The following is a 13403-nucleotide window of genomic DNA, read 5'->3' as shown; positions in this document are numbered from 1 at the left end:
GCCACTTCACGATTCGTCTGGATTACCGTGTAATCGTTCATCGCGAGCGAGCTTCGCTCCTACAGGTCTGCGACATCCACAAAAAAGCCCCTCTTGCGAGGGGCTCTTCGTACAGCGTTACAACTCAACCAACATCAAGTCATCTGAATGATGGTCTGCATGATAGTGCTCTGGGTCGAGATGGTCTTGGCGTTCGCCTGGTAGTTACTCTGCGCCTTGATCAGCTCGACCAGTTCGTTGGTCACGTTGACGTTCGACTCTTCCAGGGAGTTGGAATGAATTTCCCCCAGGCTGCCGGTCTGCGGCGCGTCGTAGCCAGGCTGACCCGAGGCGAAAGTTTCCTTCCAGCTGGTACCGCCCACTGGCTGCAGGCCTTGCTCATTGGTGAAGCTGGCCAAAGCCAGTTGACCGATCGGCTTGGTCTGGTAGTTGCTGAAGTTGGCCAGCATGACACCGCTGCCGTCGATGGTCAGATTGGTGATCTGGCCAGTGGCGTATCCATTTTGCGCAGGAATGGAGCGAGCGCTGTCGGCATTGAATTGCGTGGTATTGGTCATGGTGACCGTCACACCCGCTGGGTCAGAGGCTGCGCCGTTGGCTGCCCAAACGCCATTGGTGACTTTGCCCGGAATCCAGCCGGTGATTTTCAGATCAGGGCTGACGACGGGAGGTGTGCCCGGCGTGGTGACCGAAACCAGCTTGCCACTCGTGTCAAACGCCATGGTCGAAGGGACCGGACGCGAAGCGGCGTTCATTGGATCGCTGCCATTGGGGTTACGACCATCGATCAAGGTATAGACGTCCCAGGTGTTGGGCCCCGTCTTGACCATGTATTGGTCCATCTGGTGCTTGTTGCCCTGCGTATCGAAAATCTGGGTGCTGAACTGCTTGTTGAAAGCGGTTCCCGGCTTGCTCGGGTCAAACGGATTGGCCACCGTGTCGATCACATCGGACTTGGAGTCCAGGTTGATCGTCGACGAAACGGTGGTGGTAGTTTTCGGCGCCAGGTTCGATGTGTCGATGCGCAGGTCAGTCAGCACGCCATTGATGATCTTGCCGTTGGCGTCCACGCCATAACCTTGCAGGCGGGCAGTGCCGTCGGTGTTGGTGACGTAGCCTTCCTTGTCGACCTTGAACGTACCGGCACGGGTGTAGGACAGCGAGCCGTTGTCGTTGAGCACAAAGAAGCCCGAGCCGTTGATGCCCATGTCCAGCACGTTGCCGGTGTTGTTGATGTCACCCTGGGTGAACTGCTGGGAGACGTTGGCCAGGCGCACACCGCTGCCGGTGGTCTTGGTGCCTGTACCCAGCCGGGTGGCGGAGTACACATCTTCGAATTCCGCACGGGACGATTTGAAGCCGACGGTGGCAACGTTGGCGATGTTGTTGCCGGTCACGTCCAGTTGTTTGTTGGCGGCATAGAGACCGCTAAGGCCGATGTTAAAAGACATGTTCCACTCCTTTGTGCCGGGTTAGTCGGCTCTATATACCAATGGTTTGCACTTTGGACAGGGCGACACTGCCCAGCCCGGCCAGATTGAGCATCAACTCACCGCCGGTCTGGCTGATGGTCACGCTGTTGACGGTCGCCGGCAGGTTGGTGATCAGCGCAACGCTCTGATCATCGATGGTGGTTGTCGCACCGAAGGTGTAGGTACCCGCTGGCGCCACGTTGCCGGCATCATCCTTGCCATCCCAGGTGAAGCTGGCATTGCCCGCGTTCTGGTCAGTCAAGGTAATGGTGCGAATGACTTTGCCGTCCTTGTCGGTAACCTTCACCTCGGCTTGCGCCACCGACTGCGGCAGGACGACCGAACCGGTCATGCCTTTGGTGGTGTCGACCACCGCCTTGTCGCCCGGCGCGATGACCGAACGGCCGACCAGGGAGGACGCCTGCAATGCCTGGGACGAACCGAAAGTGCCGGCAATGCCGCTCACGGTATCGTTGAGTGTGGTGATGCCTTCCAGGCTGCTGAACTGCGCCAGTTGTGCAACGAACTCGCCATTGCCCTGCGGCTCCAGCGGGTTCTGGTTTTTCAGCTGAGTCACCAGCAGTTGCAGGAACGCATCCTTGCCCAGGGCCTTTTTACCGGTGGCACTATTGGCCGCCGACGCCAGGGCATCAGTGTCCTTGTTGGTCTTGATCGAGGAGTTGGCCAGGATGTCGTTGAGTGACAAACCACCGGTGGAATCGGAAACACTCATCTGAGTCGCCCCTTATCACTGACCGAGGGTCAGGACTTTCTGCATCATGGTTTTGGCGGTGTTCATCATTTCAGCGTTGGTCTGGAACGAACGGCTAGCGGAAATCATGTCGGCCATTTCTTCCACCACGTTGACGTTCGGGTAGTAGACGTAACCCTTGGCGTCGGCGGCCGGATGATTCGGCTCGTAGCGCGCCTCGAGGTTGCTCTGGTCTTCGACCACGCCCAGCACCTGAACGCCTTGACCCGCGGCGTCCTGGTTCTGGAACAGCGAATCGCTGCCGCCGCTCTGGCCGCCCTGGAACATGGTGGCGAACACCGGATGACGCGCACGGTAGGTCTGGTCGATGCTCGATGAAACCGTTTCGGCGTTAGCGATGTTCGAAGCGACGGTGTTCAAGCGAGTGGTCTGGGCACTCATGCCGCTACCGGCAATGTTGAAAACACTGGATAGAGACATGGCTTATTCTCCGCGCAGGGCTGACACCAGCCCTTTGAATTTGCTGTTGAGCAGGGTGAAGCTGGCCTGGAAGTTGACGGAGTTTTCCGCGTAGTTCGACTGTTCCAGTTGGGCGTCCACGGTGTTCTGGTCGATCGACGGTTGCATCGGCGTGCGATACATCAGCGACTCGTCGCCATTGCCCATGCCTTCAGCTTCGATGTGACGACTGTTGGTCATGTTCAAGGCGAACTTGCCGTTTTTGGTTTTCTCGTTCTGCTCGGCGAGCACTTTCGAGAAGTCCAGATCCCGAGCCTTATAGTTCGGGGTGTCGGCGTTGGCGATGTTGTTGGCCAGGACTTCGGCACGCTGGGCGCGGAAGCCCAGGGCTTGTTCGTGGATACCGAGCGCTTTATCGAAGCTGATGCTCATGTCGGGAAACCTTCGGGTGACCTGATTTTTCGTAGGATGGACATAGCAAGCGTCATGCCAATTAAAAAAAGCCCGTAAACCGGGGCTTTGCGCGCAGTGGCAAAGCGGCAATGCCAGAAAAGCGGCAACCGGTTTCCGCTGAATGCCGCTTTTCTGCCGCTTGCACCACGCAACACGCTCCCTGGGTAATGGAAAACGGCAGGCATAAAAAAGGGAGCCCCTGAGGACTCCCGTTTTTAAGTCTGCTGCTTCGCATCACTTCGCCTGGTAAATGATCCCCGGGCTGCACTGGACCATCTGGTAATGATCCGGCAATCCGTTCAGCGCCTCGGAAGCACCGAGGAACAGATAGCCGCCCGGCTTCAACGTACTGTGAATGCGCAACAGGATGTCCTTCTTCACTTCAGCAGAGAAGTAGATCAGCACGTTGCGGCAAAACACGATGTCGAACTTGCCCAGGCTTGCGTAGCTGTCCAGCAGGTTGAACGAGCGAAATTCAACCCGGCTCTTGATCGGCGCCTTGATCACCCAGCGTCCCGGCCCTTTCGGGTCGAAGTATCGCTGCAGCCGCTCAGGTGAGAGACCGCGACCAATGGCCAGGCTGTCGTACTCGCCGGTCTTGCAGTTGTTGAGCATGGTGCCGGACAGATCGGTAGCAACAATCTGCACGCCCATCCTCAATTGGCCCATATTGACCCGCTCGAACTCGTCGATGGACATCGACAGCGAATACGGTTCCTGCCCCGACGAACAGGCTGCCGACCAGATCCGCAGACGCTGGCCCGGACTGGCCTTGATCGCCTCGGGCAGCACCTTGTTCTTCAACACCTCAAACGGATAGGTGTCACGAAACCACAGGGTTTCGTTGGTGGTCATGGCGTCCACAACCTGTTCGCGCAAACCGCTGCGCGGCTGGGTCTGCATGCGCTGAACAAGCTCACCCAACGACTTGATGCCCTGCTGCTCCATCAGTTTGTTGAGACGGCTCGAGACCAGGTACTGCTTGTTTTCACCGAGCAAAATGCCACAGGCTTTTTCCAGGAATACCCGGAACTGTTCGAAATCCAAATTACCCGTAGACAATGCTGCCGCCTCTTAAATCGTGTTGACTGCCGGGGGCCGAACGCCCCTAGCTAATGTCTGCTGCTTTGATCCGGTCAACTACCCGGGATGCCAGGTCATCAGGACGGAACTTGGCCAGAAAGTCATCGGCACCGACTTTCTTGACCATCGCCTGATTGAACACACCCGACAACGAAGTATGCAGGATGATATGAAGCTTTTGCATGCGAGGGTCGTTGCGTATCTCGGCCGTCAGCGTGTACCCGTCCATCTCCGGCATCTCGATGTCGGAAATCATCATCAGGAACTCTTCTTCCGGCTTCTTCCCCTCGTCGGCCAGCTTGCGCAGGTAATCAAGCGCTTGCCGACCGTCGTTCAACGCCACCACTTCCACGCCCACCGTCTGCAGGCAACGCGTCACCTGCTTGCGTGCCACCGACGAGTCATCGACCGTCAGCACGCGCAATGAAAGCGCCTTGTGCTGGGTCTCCACATCCACCACGCCGACCGAAATCGCTTCCGGTGTCGGTGCCACTTCCGCCAGCACTTTTTCGACGTCGATGATTTCCACCAACTGATTGTCGACCCGCGTCACAGCTGTCAGGTAGTGATCGCGCCCCGTCCCCTTGGGTGGCGGATGAATCTCCTCCCAGTTCATGTTGACGATGCGTTCCACCGATCGCACCAGGAAGCCCTGGGTCTTGGTGTTGTACTCCGTGATGATCACGAAGGGATTGTTCTTGTCCTTCAAAGCACCGGAGCCGGTCGCCATTGCCAGATCGAGGATCGGAATGGTCGCCCCCCGAATATTTGCCACACCGCACACGACAGGACTGGATTTAGGCATCAGCGTCAGTTGGGGGCATTGCAGCACCTCCCGAACCTTGAACACGTTGATCCCGTACAGCTGCTGGCCGTCGAGACGGAACAACAACAGCTCAAGGCGATTCTGCCCCACCAGTTGCGTGCGCTGGTTCACCGAATCCATTACACCAGCCATGCCCAGACTCCTACACCAACGCTAAGTGTTGTTGCGACGCACATTCATCTCTAAACGGCACGGCGCTTGCTTTTTATCTTTCCATGAACACAGAACCGACATTTTTCCGACGCCTGACCACACCGCTCCGCCAATGGCTCGGTGTGTTGGCGGCTGCTTGCCTGTGCCACGCTGGCAGCCCTGCCCTTGCTGACGCAGTTACCTTGCCTGACATGCTTATCGGCGTCACTCAGGGCTTTCTTGAGTTCACCGTAGAGGACTATCTGGCAACCAGTCAAACGGAAGGTCGCTACGAGATCCAGGTCAACCAACTCGACCCACGCCTGCGCATGCCCATGTGTGACAAGGAATTGACAGCCACGCTGGAGAGTCCGGCCAAACCGTTGGGTCGGGTAACGGTAAAGGTTCGCTGCGAAGGTTCATCCCCTTGGACAGTCTTCGTACCCGCTCAAGTCCGCCTGTTTCGCGACGTTGTGACAACCACTCGGCCCCTGCGCCGCGCCGGTATTGTCGAACCCGCTGACATCACGCTGCGAGAGCGCGATGTCAGCCTGCTCACCCAGGGCTATTTGACCTCCGTGGATCAGGCCATCGGGCAGAGACTGACCCGACCAATGGTCAATGACCAGGTCATCAGCCTCGTGCACATCGAACAGGCAGAAGTCATTCGCAAAGGCGATCAGGTGGTGATTACCGCCCGCAGTGGTACGCTCAGCGTGCGAATGCCCGGTGAAGCACTGGCCAACGGTGGCTTGAGCGAACAAATCAGGGTGAAGAACCTCAATTCCAATCGAGTGATCAAGGCGCAAGTCATCGCGCCGGGGCAGGTCGAGGTGTCCATGTAGGCGGTCTGCCTGTGGCGCTAAGCGGGGCCGTTCCCTAAACTGTGTCCTGTGCGGGGCAAGCGCTGGCGCGCGCAAGCTCATTTTTCAAATGAGCCTAAAGTTTTTCGGGGTATGGCCGAAAACATGGCAAGCGTCCAAATTCCCAGAGGTTTTTTATCATGGTCATCGATTTCAGCCGTTTGAACAGCTCCTCGTCACTCACGGGCAGTACACGTACCAGCGTTGCCAAGGAAACTGCCGAAGCCGGCAAATCCGCGCCGCTGAATACCCCGGCCGAACAGGCCAGCACCGTCACGAGCGGGGAATCGGTACATCTCAGCAATGAGGCTCAACAGTTGCAAAAGGTCACTGATACGCTGCGCGATCAGCCCGCTGTCGACAAAGCCCGGGTGGCCGAGTTGAAAGCAGCGATTGCCGATGGCAGCTACAAAGTCGACAGCAACCGTGTAGCCAGCAAACTGCTCAACTTCGAAGCCCAGCGCTAGGCCACGGCCCGCGCCAGGCTTTTGGACGCTTAAAACCCAAGGCCAGCCATGCACGACACTAATTTACTGCAACTGATCACCGACGATTTTGCTCCAGCGCAACAATTGCTGGAGTTACTGCGCACTGAATCCCTTGCCTTGCATGGTCGCGACATGGTCCTGCTTGAAGGCATCCTGGCGCAGAAGCAGGCATTGATCATTCTGCTGGAACAGCATGGCCGCAAGCGCAGCGAAATTCTCGCCAGTCTCAATTTGCCAACCAACCGTAGCGGCCTTGAGCAGTTGGCCAGCCAGTCCAGCGTTGGCGAAGCATTGCTTTCTCAAAGCGATGTCCTCACCGATCTTCTGTCCCAATGCCAGGCCGCCAATGCCAACAACGGTCAGTCGATCGTCGTCCAGCAGGTTGCCACGGCCACCCAGCTGAAAATCCTTACCGGCGGCGAACCTCCAGCGCTCTACGATGCCAGCGGAACATTTTCCAAGCTTGTGAAACCGCGTCCGCTCAGTCAGGCTTGACCTGTCGATGAGCGCGCTCTATCAAGACGCGAAACATGCTGGCAAAATGCTGGCTAGCCGTAGTCAAAATTTGTCTGGAGATTGATTAACCGTGTCCAATGCCTTAAATGCGGAAGATGCTCCGCAGCCACCCAAGGTGCTCAGCACGCCCCTGGAAATCTCCGGCAACCTGCGCCAACTGCAAGAAAGTCATGACCCGCTGATCATCACGTTCCATGAGCGCAGCCAGCGCTTCCAGAGCTATCTGGTGGACATCGACCGTGAAAGCAACATGATTGCCCTGGACGAAATGATTCCCCGTGACGGCGAACGCTTTCTGCTGGCTGGCGAACCCTTCAAGGTTGAAGGCTTTCACGACGGCGTGCGCATCGCCTGGGAAAGCAATGGCCCGCTGACCATCGACGAATCCGGTGGCGGTCGTTGCTACCGCGGCACTCTGCCTGATGAAGTGGTCTACCACCAGCGTCGCAATGCCTTTCGCGCGGCATTGAAGCTGGCACAACTGGTCAACGTCGACCTGGACGGTGAAAAACTCAAGGCGGCCATCAACGGCAAGCTGCTGGACATTTCCGCCACCGGCTGCAAGCTGCGCTTTGACGGAGACATCACAGGGAGCCTGCAACTGGGCCAGGTCTATGACCGCTTCTCGGCTGCCCTGCCCTTCGGCAAGATGACTGCGCCGGTCGAACTGCGCTACCTGCACTTCGAAGAAAGAATCTCCACGACCTTCGCCGGCGTACGCTTCCATAACATGAGCGGGCTGGTGCAACGGCAAGTCGAGCGCTTTGTCTATCAGCTGCAACGCGAAGCACGGCGCTTCGACAAAGACGATTTCTGACAGGACACACCCATAAAAAAACGGGCAGCCCCTTGCGGTGACTGCCCGTTTTTTTTGGCTGAATGTTAAGGCCTGGCTTCAGTGAAACTCTGCTCCCTGCCCTCATCCGGATCTTCTGGCGGGGCATCGGCCGGTGTCACCGGTTCGGTCGTCGGCTCGGGCGGAATCGGATTCTGCATTTGATCCTGCACGACTTGCTCATCAACACGCGGATCGAGGCAGGCCACCAGCGGTGAACTTGTCATGTTGTCCGGCATTGCCACGTGATGCAGCGGCGCGTCTTCCACTTGATGCAAATTGGTGACCGCTTTCGGACGAATACGCCACACCAGCACCAGCGCAAAGAAACTGAAAAATGCATAAAGCATTTGGCTGCCGAACAGCTTCATCAGCACGCCTGCAACCAGGGGTCCGATACTCGCGCCAACACCGTAGGTCACCAGCAACATCGCCGTCAGGGACACCCGGCGATCACCTTCGACGTGGTCATTGGAGAACGCGACTGCCAATGGGTACAAGCAGAACTGCACCAGCGAACAGACAAAACCGGCGACAAACAGAATCTCCAGCGGCACCTGCGGCAAAATCGCCAGAGGCAGTGCAGCCAGTGCCAGACAAAACGCGAAACTGCGGATCAACAGCGCCCGGTCATAGCGATCGGATAACCAGCCCAATGGCCACTGCACCAACAACCCGGCAAAAATGCAGCTACCCATGAACAGACCCACCTGCTCGGTGGACAACCCTTGCTGCGAGGCATACAACGGGGCCAGACCGTAGAACGAACCTACGATCAAGCCCGCCCCCAGTACCGTACTCAAGGATTGCGGCACGCGTTTGATAAAGAACCGGGGTTCCATCGGTGCAGGATGCAAAGGCGCAGGGTGAATGCGTCGCGTCAGAGCCACCGGCACAAGACACAATGTGAAGCACAACGCTACCAGCATCAGCAGCTCAAGCCCGAGCCCCGGGTGCATGACCAGAATCAGCTGACCGAGCACCAACCCAAGGTAAGAGGCGATCATGTAGCCGCTGAACACGAGCCCGCGCTGCTTGGCCTCGGCCTGCTCATTGAGCCAGCTTTCAATGACCATGTACTGACACATCATGCCCAGGCCGACGATCACCCGCAGGAACAGCCACGCAGGCAGCCAGTTGACCAGACCATGGCCCAGCACCGCCGCACCGACGATCCCGGCACAGGCTGAATAGGCTCGAATATGTCCGACCCGGGCAATCAGCCGATGGCCGATCTTGCCGCCCAGCACCAGGCCGAAATAGTTGGCAGCCATCAGCGCACCGACCCAAAGACTGTCGACATGATCGGCAGCCAGGCGCAATGCCAGGTAAGTACTCAACAGGCCTGAGCCGATCAACATCATCAGCGAGGCGAAATACAGCGCTCGAAAGGATTTCCAGATTTGGCGCATCGGCGTTCCGAGCGGCTCCTTGCAGTGAGTAACGGACTATCAAACGATAGCCCGGTGTCGACATTTCGTCAGGCCTGGGCGGCTAGGACACGTCGTTCCCAGGGAGTGATTTCATCATAGAAGCTGGTCAGCTCCATGGTCTTCGAAGCGATGTAGCCTTCGATGAACTCCTTGCCGAACAGTTCCTTCGCCAAGTGACTACGCTTCAGACGTTCGAGAGCTGCATGCAAGGTACACGGCAATGAAAGATTATCCGGTACTTCGAATTCACCCTGGATCGGCTCGCTCGGCTCGAGTTTGTGTTCAATGCCATGCAAGCCCGCTGCAAGGCTGGCGGCAATCGCCAGATAAGGGTTGGCGTCAGCTCCGGGCAAGCGGTTTTCAACCCGACGAGCAGCAGGAGAACTGGCCGGAATGCGCAAACCCGCTGCCCGGTTGTCATGGGACCAGCAAGCATTGTTCGGTGATGCAAACGGATGGCACAAGCGCTGGTACGAGTTGACGTTCGGTGCAAACAACGCTGTGAAATCCGCCATGCCCGCTTGTTGCCCGGCAATGAATTGCCGGAAGATCGCCGTCGGTTGCCCCGCATCATCACTGAACACGTTCCGCCCAGTGTCGATTTCGACAATGCTCTGGTGAATATGCATCGAACTGCCAGGGGTATGCGCCAGAGGTTTGGCCATGCAGACCACCGTCAGATGGTGCTTGAGCGCAACTTCCTTGAGCAGATGCTTGAACAGGAAAGTCTGGTCCGCCAACAACAGCGGATCACCGTGCAGCAGGTTGATCTCGAACTGGCTGACACCCATCTCATGCATGAACGTATCGCGCGGCAACCCCAGCGCCGCCATGCACTCATACACCTCGTTGAAAAACGGCCGCAAGCCGCTGTTGGAACTCACACTGAATGCCGAATGACCGTCTTCGCGACGACCATCCAGGCCCACCGGCGGTTGGAACGGCTGCCCAGGGTCGGGGTTGGGGGCGAAGACAAAGAATTCGAGTTCGGTCGCCACCACCGGCGCCAGGCCAAGCTCGGAGTAACGCGCGATAACAGCCTTGAGTTGACCGCGAGTCGACAGGTTGGAGCTTTCCCCGGTCAGCTCATCCGCATCACAGATGGCCAACGCACGCGGCTGCTTGCTCCAGGGTAAACGGTGGATCTGCCTCGCATCTGGAACGAGCGCAAGGTCACCGTCATCGCTGCCATAAAATCGTGCTGGCGGATATCCGCCCATGATGCATTGCAACAGTACGCCCCGTGCCAACTGCAGACGCCGCCCCTCGAGGAAACCGTCCGCGGTCATCACTTTGCCCCGCGGTACGCCATTCAGATCCGGCGTAACACATTCAATCTCGTCAATGCCCGTCAATCGCTGCGCGAGTGAGGCCAGGCCATCGGTTGTCATGACGCAATCCTTGTTATTGTGCGAGCCGCGAACGGCGACCCGTACAAAATAGGCTTCACGTGTTCGGAATATCAAGCAACGCCCAACAAAAAGCTTTGCGGCAGAAAAAATCAGGGCAAATAAATACTGAACACACCGCCACCCAATGGGCCGCCGTTGCCGATTTCGGTACGCCCGCCGACACCATTGCGCTGATGCAAAGCCGCAATCCGGCCGGCGAAATACAATCCAAGGCCCGTACTGCCACTGCTCTGATTGATGCCCTGTACGTAATCCGCCTGACGTTCAATCATCTCTTCAGGATAACCGTCACCATCGTCGTTGACCGTCAGTACCAATTGCCCCGCCTCGTCGCTGACACTGACCAGAACCGCATGACGCGCATAACGAATGGCATTGTTGATCGCATTGGCCAGTACTGAAGCGATCAATTCACGGTCGAAGAAACCCAATGGGCTCAGGGGATCGACTTCAAACGTCGCGGCGATACCACGACTGACGAACACATCCTGATGACACGCCAGCTGCGCTTCGATGAAGTCATCCAGTTCGTGGTAGGCCGGTTGCAAGGGCATCTGGTTGACGCCCAGCTTGTACAAGCCCAGCAGCTGCACGAGCATACCGTTGAGGTGAGCGAACTCGAACTCGATCACCCCTTGTTCCGGTGTATGCCGCGTCGGCTCTGGCAATCCCGCCAGCCATTGACTGTGGGCCTGCATCAACATGGCCAACGAGTTTTTCATGTCGTGCACGGTGGACGCGATCACGGTAGAGAAATCGAGGGATTGCGAGTTGTCGTTCATTCGCCAAACGCCTTGCTTTTGAGCTTCTGATATCGTGGATAACGAGCGTCGGAGTCGGGCATCAATCCAACCATCTTCAGGCAAGTGCGACATTCTTCGAGTTCGGCCGACGCCACAGCGGTATCAGTGCCATGCAGCAGCGCCTGTGCCAGGTTCAGCGCGATACTGATGTTCTTCGGCTGCAGCGCCAGGGCCTTACGAAACACCTCACGGGCTTCCACCAGATTGCCAGTCTTGTACACGCGTACGCCCTGACGATTAAGGTCGGCAGCCGCGTTACCGGAATTGAGAATTGTCGGGTCATCGGTCAGCTTGGCGATGCCCTTCATGACCGTCGGGTCGTCACCGTAGATCTCTGCGCAGTTTTTCAACATCGACGCCCCTGCGCTGGCTTGACCGAGCATTTGCAATTGCTTGGCAACCAGCAACGCCGCCTCGGCACTCATGAATTGCTCCATGCCATCAAGGCGCATCATCGCCTGCTCCGTGAGCTTTTCCGCGGTTTCGGCATCATTGAGTAACAGACTGGTCGCCTTCATCAGCCGTGCACGGATTTGCAGGCCTGGGTCGGACGGGTTCTCCTTGGCCACGGCACTTAGCGTTGTGTTGATTTCCAGTCGGGTACGAGTATCCAGACCTTTTTCGCTACCTTTGCTGATCAAGGCATGGGCCAGCCCGAGGTTACTTTCCGCATCCTTGAAGCGGGACTGCGCACCCTGAGCAACAGCCTGGCGATAGGCTTTGGAGGCCGTATCAAAATCTTCGTTGGTCATGGCCAGCTTGCCTAACTGCGCTTGGCGGCGGACGGCCAAAGGCGAGAGGCGGATGGCTTCTTCCAGTACTTTCTGGGCAGCCCTGGTGTCGCCTTCGGCGACCAATACATCGGCCATGCCATCATAAAGTGCCGGCATCATCGGAAACACTTTCAATGCTTTCTCGTAGACACCTTTGGCCTGTGCTACCTGACCACGCTTGAACAGCAACTTGCCAAGCCCGGCGAACGCCCAAGGCAAAGGTCGGTCCGCGATGATGCTGTCGTAGAGCCGCTCCAGCGCCTCATTCTGATTGAGGTCACGCAGCGCATCGGCGCGGTAACGCAGACATAACGGCGAATAGCGAATGTCCTGCTTGCACAGGGCGATGCAAGCGTTAAGCACTTCAACCGGTTTACCACGGTCGAGCGCCTGAAGAATGGGCTTGAGTAACGTCTTGCGCTGCTCAAGGCGCTCCAGGCGTTGGGCCAGGCCGGAACGGTTGAAAGGCTTGGTCAGGTAAGCATCGGGTTCGTGTTCCAACGCGCTGAGTACCATGGCCTGACTGGTCTCGGCGGTGACCATGACGAACACGCTTTCATGGCTGATCAGCTTCTCGATCATCAGGTCTTCGAGCACTTGCTGACCATTCTTCTTGCCATCGCCCAGATGAAAATCCTGCAAGATGAAATCGTAGGATTTCTGCGAACACATTTTCAGCGCCTGTTCGCCAGTGTCCGCTGTGTCCACATCCTTGACACCCAACTCCCGCAACATGGACCTGACGGAACTGCGGAAATCCGAGAAATCATCGACGATCAGAAAACTCTTTTGGTGATACGACAGCATCGAAGATTTCCAGGCAGATTAAGAAGAAAAGCCGAAAGACAAACACACAAAGAAGATCAACTGCACGACCCTCATGGCGCGCAGATGATAGCCAGTAGCCACAACCTATCAAGCGTTTTCTCTTGAACTGCAAATACAATGAAAGAGTGAGAAGTGAAGATCGCTTGACCTTAAGGTTATCGGCCAGTGATAGCGTTCCCTTGAAGGCTCATTAACGATGCGGCACAAAAAAGGGATGCTCCATCGGAGACATCCCTTTTTTGGTCCTACGGTGTTTTTCTCCAGGCAAAACAAAACCCCAACTGCTTTCGCAATTGGGGTTTCGGAATTTAATCT

The 13403-nt window shown here is 57.2% G+C and carries 14 protein-coding genes; 4 read left to right on the top strand and 10 right to left on the bottom strand.

Annotated features, from left to right (window positions below; genetic code table 11):
* Positions 1–134 precede the first annotated feature (134 nt).
* The 6 genes from flgE to D8U18_RS10685 form a co-directional block, all read right to left on the bottom strand.
* Positions 135–1451 (bottom strand): flagellar hook protein FlgE, encoded by a 1317-nt coding sequence (flgE, locus tag D8U18_RS10710; RefSeq protein ID WP_130931271.1) that lies wholly within the window; start codon positions 1449–1451, stop codon positions 135–137.
* A gap of 31 nt (positions 1452–1482) precedes the next feature.
* Positions 1483–2205: a flagellar hook assembly protein FlgD gene (flgD, locus tag D8U18_RS10705; protein WP_131107600.1), complete on the bottom strand. Its 723-nt coding sequence runs from the start codon at positions 2203–2205 to the stop codon at positions 1483–1485.
* 15 nt (positions 2206–2220) lie between these two features.
* Positions 2221–2664, bottom strand: coding sequence for a flagellar basal body rod protein FlgC (flgC, locus tag D8U18_RS10700; RefSeq protein WP_007937507.1), 444 nt, complete (start codon positions 2662–2664; stop codon positions 2221–2223).
* Between the two features lie 3 nt (positions 2665–2667).
* Positions 2668–3075, bottom strand: a complete 408-nt coding sequence (flgB, locus tag D8U18_RS10695) for a flagellar basal body rod protein FlgB (RefSeq protein ID WP_131107599.1) — start codon at positions 3073–3075, stop codon at positions 2668–2670.
* A gap of 255 nt (positions 3076–3330) precedes the next feature.
* Positions 3331–4158: a protein-glutamate O-methyltransferase CheR gene (gene cheR, locus D8U18_RS10690; protein ID WP_056853152.1), complete on the bottom strand. Its 828-nt coding sequence runs from the start codon at positions 4156–4158 to the stop codon at positions 3331–3333.
* Between the two features lie 46 nt (positions 4159–4204).
* A complete protein-coding gene (locus tag D8U18_RS10685) occupies positions 4205–5137 on the bottom strand; it encodes a chemotaxis protein CheV (RefSeq protein WP_056853153.1) in 933 nt (310 codons plus the stop codon).
* An 83-nt stretch (positions 5138–5220) separates the two neighbouring features.
* Here D8U18_RS10685 and flgA point away from each other — a divergent pair, with 83 nt between their 5' ends.
* From flgA to D8U18_RS10665, 4 genes are all read left to right on the top strand, one after another.
* Positions 5221–5982 (top strand): flagellar basal body P-ring formation chaperone FlgA, encoded by a 762-nt coding sequence (gene flgA, locus D8U18_RS10680; RefSeq protein WP_056853154.1) that lies wholly within the window; start codon positions 5221–5223, stop codon positions 5980–5982.
* A gap of 158 nt (positions 5983–6140) precedes the next feature.
* Positions 6141–6467 (top strand): flagellar biosynthesis anti-sigma factor FlgM, encoded by a 327-nt coding sequence (gene flgM, locus D8U18_RS10675; RefSeq protein WP_130906352.1) that lies wholly within the window; start codon positions 6141–6143, stop codon positions 6465–6467.
* Positions 6468–6515: 48 nt separating this feature from the next.
* Entirely contained in the window at positions 6516–6983 is a 468-nt protein-coding gene (locus D8U18_RS10670) for a flagellar protein FlgN (RefSeq protein WP_056853156.1), read from the top strand.
* Between the two features lie 91 nt (positions 6984–7074).
* Positions 7075–7821 carry a flagellar brake protein gene (locus tag D8U18_RS10665; RefSeq protein WP_130906353.1) on the top strand — a complete coding sequence of 249 codons (747 nt, stop codon included), beginning with the start codon at positions 7075–7077 and terminating at the stop codon, positions 7819–7821.
* Between the two features lie 65 nt (positions 7822–7886).
* Here the strand turns inward: D8U18_RS10665 and D8U18_RS10660 are convergent, their stop codons facing one another.
* The 4 genes from D8U18_RS10660 to D8U18_RS10645 all read right to left on the bottom strand — a co-directional run bounded on the left by D8U18_RS10660 (position 7887) and on the right by D8U18_RS10645 (position 13067).
* Entirely contained in the window at positions 7887–9251 is a 1365-nt protein-coding gene (locus tag D8U18_RS10660) for an MFS transporter (RefSeq protein WP_131107598.1), read from the bottom strand.
* 68 nt (positions 9252–9319) lie between these two features.
* A complete protein-coding gene (locus D8U18_RS10655) occupies positions 9320–10561 on the bottom strand; it encodes a glutamine synthetase family protein (RefSeq protein ID WP_162250572.1) in 1242 nt (413 codons plus the stop codon).
* A 212-nt stretch (positions 10562–10773) separates the two neighbouring features.
* The gene (locus D8U18_RS10650; protein WP_130906658.1) at positions 10774–11466 is read right to left on the bottom strand and encodes a HAMP domain-containing sensor histidine kinase; all 693 of its coding nucleotides are present in this window, start codon (positions 11464–11466) and stop codon (positions 10774–10776) included.
* The gene (locus tag D8U18_RS10645) at positions 11463–13067 is read right to left on the bottom strand and encodes a tetratricopeptide repeat-containing response regulator (RefSeq protein WP_056853161.1); all 1605 of its coding nucleotides are present in this window, start codon (positions 13065–13067) and stop codon (positions 11463–11465) included. Before D8U18_RS10645 ends, D8U18_RS10650 begins: the two co-directional genes overlap by 4 nt.
* Positions 13068–13403 lie beyond the last annotated feature (336 nt).

It is taken from the genome of Pseudomonas sp. Sample_10 (assembly GCF_004321495.1).
In the GTDB taxonomy this organism is placed as follows: Bacteria; Pseudomonadota; Gammaproteobacteria; order Pseudomonadales; family Pseudomonadaceae; genus Aquipseudomonas.
Note: the sequence above shows the minus strand (reverse complement) of the source record. Positions and strands in the feature narration are given on the sequence as shown.

Excerpts from the sequence above, each read along its gene's own strand:
- flgE (WP_130931271.1), bottom strand. The coding sequence starts at position 1,451 with ATGTCTTTTAACATCGGCCTTAGCGGTCTCTATGCCGCCAACAAACAA.
- flgD (WP_131107600.1), bottom strand. The coding sequence starts at position 2,205 with ATGAGTGTTTCCGATTCCACCGGTGGTTTGTCACTCAACGACATCCTG.
- flgC (WP_007937507.1), bottom strand. The coding sequence starts at position 2,664 with ATGTCTCTATCCAGTGTTTTCAACATTGCCGGTAGCGGCATGAGTGCC.
- flgB (WP_131107599.1), bottom strand. The coding sequence starts at position 3,075 with ATGAGCATCAGCTTCGATAAAGCGCTCGGTATCCACGAACAAGCCCTG.
- D8U18_RS10685 (WP_056853153.1), bottom strand. The coding sequence starts at position 5,137 with ATGGCTGGTGTAATGGATTCGGTGAACCAGCGCACGCAACTGGTGGGG.
- flgA (WP_056853154.1), top strand. The coding sequence starts at position 5,221 with ATGAACACAGAACCGACATTTTTCCGACGCCTGACCACACCGCTCCGC.
- flgM (WP_130906352.1), top strand. The coding sequence starts at position 6,141 with ATGGTCATCGATTTCAGCCGTTTGAACAGCTCCTCGTCACTCACGGGC.
- D8U18_RS10670 (WP_056853156.1), top strand. The coding sequence starts at position 6,516 with ATGCACGACACTAATTTACTGCAACTGATCACCGACGATTTTGCTCCA.
- D8U18_RS10660 (WP_131107598.1), bottom strand. The coding sequence starts at position 9,251 with ATGCGCCAAATCTGGAAATCCTTTCGAGCGCTGTATTTCGCCTCGCTG.
- D8U18_RS10655 (WP_162250572.1), bottom strand. The coding sequence starts at position 10,561 with ATGACCGCGGACGGTTTCCTCGAGGGGCGGCGTCTGCAGTTGGCACGG.
- D8U18_RS10650 (WP_130906658.1), bottom strand. The coding sequence starts at position 11,466 with ATGAACGACAACTCGCAATCCCTCGATTTCTCTACCGTGATCGCGTCC.
- D8U18_RS10645 (WP_056853161.1), bottom strand. The coding sequence starts at position 13,067 with ATGCTGTCGTATCACCAAAAGAGTTTTCTGATCGTCGATGATTTCTCG.